This window comes from Streptomyces jumonjinensis (genome assembly GCF_009600885.1).
In the GTDB taxonomy this organism is placed as follows: domain Bacteria; phylum Actinomycetota; class Actinomycetes; order Streptomycetales; family Streptomycetaceae; genus Streptomyces; species Streptomyces jumonjinensis.
In genome coordinates this window covers 1-3302 of sequence record NZ_VCLA01000038.1, presented here as the reverse complement: position 1 = coordinate 3302, position 3302 = coordinate 1, and the positions used below count along the sequence as shown (strand labels likewise).

The window sequence follows — 3302 nt, the reverse complement described above, 5'->3', positions numbered from 1 at the left end:
CCGGGTCGCCCGCCGCGGCCAGGGACGCCCGCAGCCCCGAGCCCCCGGAGTCCACTCCGAGGACCCAGCGGGCGGTCACGGCAGCCGCCAGTCGACCGGCTGGGCCCCCTGACGTTCGAGCAGTTCATTGGTCCGGCTGAAGGGCCGCGAGCCGAAGAAGCCGCGGTCCGCCGACATGGGGGAGGGGTGCGCGGACTCGATCGCCGGCAGATCGCCGAGCAGCGGGCGCAGATTGCGGGCATCGCGCCCCCAGAGCACCGACACCAGGGGCTTGCCGCGCGCGGCCAGCGCGCGGATCGCCTGCTCGGTCACCTCCTCCCACCCCTTGCCGCGGTGGGCGGCCGGCTTGCGGGGCGCGGTGGTGAGCGCCCTGTTGAGCAGCAGCACGCCCTGCTCGGTCCAGGGGGTCAGATCCCCGTTGGCGGGCCGGGGGCAGCCCAGATCCGTGTGCATCTCCCGGAAGATGTTGTCCAGACTGCCCGGTACGGGCCGCACCTCGGGGGCCACCGAGAAGCTCAGCCCCACCGCGTGTCCCGGTGTGGGGTAGGGGTCCTGACCGACGATCAGGACGCGTACCTCGTCGAACGGCTGCTGGAAGGCGCGGAGCACATTCGCGCCCGACGGCAGATAGGTCCGTCCCGCCGCGATCTCCGCGCGCAGGAAGTCACCCATCGCGGCGATGCGTCCGGCCACCGGCTCCAGGGCGTCGGCCCAGCCCGGCTCGACAATTTCCTTCAAAGGTCGTCGCGCTGTCACGGGGCGTCACTCTACTGGTGCAACGGCCGGAGCCATGACCGGCCTCGGCGCCGCCTCCGGGCGACGGGGGCGGCAGAAGCGCCATCCAAATACGAAGAGCGTCGTACGATAGGGGTGAGAAGCCCGTGTGTCCGGCCCCCGGGTCCGGACCGATGAAGTGGAGGCGTCGTGGACGCCGCGAACGGCACCCGTGCGCTCGCCCACCCCACCCGCGAGGAAATCCTGCTGGAAGGTGTGCTGCACGCGCTCTCCGACCCCGTCCGGCTCCGGATGGTGCGCACCCTGGCCGCGAGCCCCGAGCGGCTCTCCTGCTCCTCCTTCGATCTGCCCGTGACCAAGTCGACCAGCACCCACCACTTCCGCGTACTGCGTGAGAGCGGGGTGATCCGGCAGGAGTACCGGGGCACGTCGAAGATGAACGGGCTGCGCCGCGACGATCTGGACGCGCTCTTCCCCGGGCTGCTCGACAGCGTCCTCGCGGCGGCTGCCCGGCAGGAGCGGTCACCGTAGCGGCGGGGTGGCAGGTAGGTGGCAGGTAGGCAGGCGGCACCTCGGCGGCGGTGCTTCGTCGGCCGGACCCCGGCGGCGGGAGCCCGGCGGTGGGTCTTGTCGGTCGGACCTCGGCGGCGGGGCTTCGTCGGCCGGACCCCGGCGGCGGGAAGCTTGTCGGCGGGGCCGTCGGCCGGACCTGGAGGCCGGACCGCCCGCCCCCGCAGCGCCCCGGCCGCCATGGTCCGCGCGGGCCTCAGCCGTCCGCCGCCGACAGCAGCCCCCGCCAGTCCGGGATCTTCACCGTGCCACGGCCCAGCGCCCGCCCCCGCGCCGCCTCGGCCGCCACGATCGCCGTCCAGCCGGGCCAGCGCACAGGCCGGTGCCCCGAGGCGCTCAGCTCCGCCAGCGGGTCGTCGGCCACCGGCCGGCGGGCCAGCGCCTCCGCGTCGTCGAGCAGCGAGGCGACCGTCTCCTTGGCGCAGGGCCGGTTCGTGCCGATCACCCCGGTCGGCCCCCGCTTGATCCACCCGGCCACATACTCACCGGCCGACGGCGCCCCGTCGCGCAGCACCCGTCCGGCCGCGTGCGGCACCGTCCCCAGGCCGTGGTCGAAGGGCAGCCCGGCCGGCGGCGCCCCCCGGTAGCCGACCGCCCGCAGCACCAGACGTGCCTCGATGTCCTCGTACTCTCCTGTGCCGCGCACGCCCCCGCCGCCGTCCGGGACGGTCCGCTCGAACCGTACGGCCCCGACCCTGCCGCCCTCCTCCAGCAGTTCCACCGGCCGCAGAAAGAACCGCAGATGGATCCGGCGGTCCCGGTCCCCGGCGGTCCGCTCCGCCCAGCCCCGTACGACATCGAGATTGCGTCGGCTGACCGAGGGCAGTCCGGCCGCCGTCTCCGGCGCGGTGTACGCCGGGTCCAGAGCGAGATCGGCGGGGTCGACCACCACGTCGGCGGCGGGCAGCGAGCCGAGCTCCCGCAGTTCCTTGGTGGTGAACTTGGCCTGGGAGGGGCCGCGCCTGCCCACCATGTGCACATCGCGCACTCCGCTGAGGGCCAGCGCGCCCAGGGTGTCCTCGGGCACATCGGTGGGGCGCAGCTCGGCGGCCTCGCGGGCGAGGATCCGGGCCACGTCGACGGCCACGTTTCCCACGCCGATCACCACGGCGGGGCCGGCCGGGAGGGGGAAGCCGTTCCCGGCGGCGTCCGGGTGGGCGCTGTACCAGGAGACGAAGTCGGTGGCGGAGTGACTGCCGGGCAGATCCTCGCCGGGGATGCCGAGCCTGCGGTCCCTGGCGGCTCCCACGCAGTAGACGACGGCGTGGTAGAGCCCGAGAAGCCGCTCGGGCCCGAGGCCGCGCGCGCCGACCTCGACATTGCCGATGAACTCGATCCGCTCGTGCTCCAGCACCGCCCGCAGATTGTTCTGGAGCGACTTGATCTTCTCGTGGTCGGGCGCGACCCCATAGCGCACCAGGCCGTACGGGCAGGGGAGCCGGTCCAGCACATGGACCCGCACATCGGGGAGCCGCTGCTGCTCGACGAGGTCCTGCGCGGTGTAGACCCCGCTGGGGCCCGCTCCGACGACGGCGATGTGAAGCACGGCGGTACTCCTTCCCACCGGGAGGCTTCCAGCATCCCACCGAGGCGTCGGGCCGGGGAGGGACGAGCGGAGACGAGCGGAGACGATCTGAGATGCGCTGACAGGGTGCCGTGCGGGGGCGGGGCGTGCGCGCCGCCCCACATAGGCATCACTTGACCGGTTACGTATTAATTGTGCAAGAAACTACGTTTCTTAACGCTAATGATCAGTATGAACTCGGCCGGATGCTGCCGTATCCGCCCGTCTGGGAGCTCCAGGGGCAGGGAACCGTGAGCGAGTGGCCGGCCGGCGACGGCCGGGCGGCGGCGACCGCGCCGGCCCCCTGGTTCGACGTACGGCTGACCTTCGCCGACGGGACCCGGCTCGATGTGCTCGCCGTCGTCGCGGAGGGGCGGATCGCCGTCGAGGACCTGCGGGCCGATCCGCCGCTGCCGCTGGCGGGCCTCACGGT

At 73.4% G+C, this 3302-nt stretch carries 4 protein-coding genes; 2 read left to right on the top strand and 2 right to left on the bottom strand.

The genetic code is table 11. From position 1 onward, the window contains the following. Positions 1-75 precede the first annotated feature (75 nt). On the bottom strand, positions 76-756 hold the full coding sequence (locus FF041_RS05015; protein ID WP_323372338.1) for a uracil-DNA glycosylase: 681 nt from the start codon (positions 754-756) through the stop codon (positions 76-78). 168 nt (positions 757-924) lie between these two features. Here FF041_RS05015 and FF041_RS05010 point away from each other — a divergent pair, with 168 nt between their 5' ends. Then, entirely contained in the window at positions 925-1266 is a 342-nt protein-coding gene (locus tag FF041_RS05010) for an ArsR/SmtB family transcription factor (protein ID WP_323391249.1), read from the top strand. A gap of 235 nt (positions 1267-1501) precedes the next feature. Here FF041_RS05010 and FF041_RS05005 read toward each other — a convergent pair whose 3' ends face one another. Then, complete coding sequence (locus FF041_RS05005; protein ID WP_323391247.1) at positions 1502-2851, bottom strand: FAD-dependent oxidoreductase; 1350 nt, start codon at positions 2849-2851, stop codon at positions 1502-1504. 224 nt (positions 2852-3075) lie between these two features. On the opposite strand from FF041_RS05005, the gene FF041_RS05000 reads away from it, so the two are divergent. Beyond that, the coding region (locus FF041_RS05000) for a DUF6214 family protein (protein WP_228388031.1) at positions 3076-3302 on the top strand (227 nt) is incomplete at its 3' end.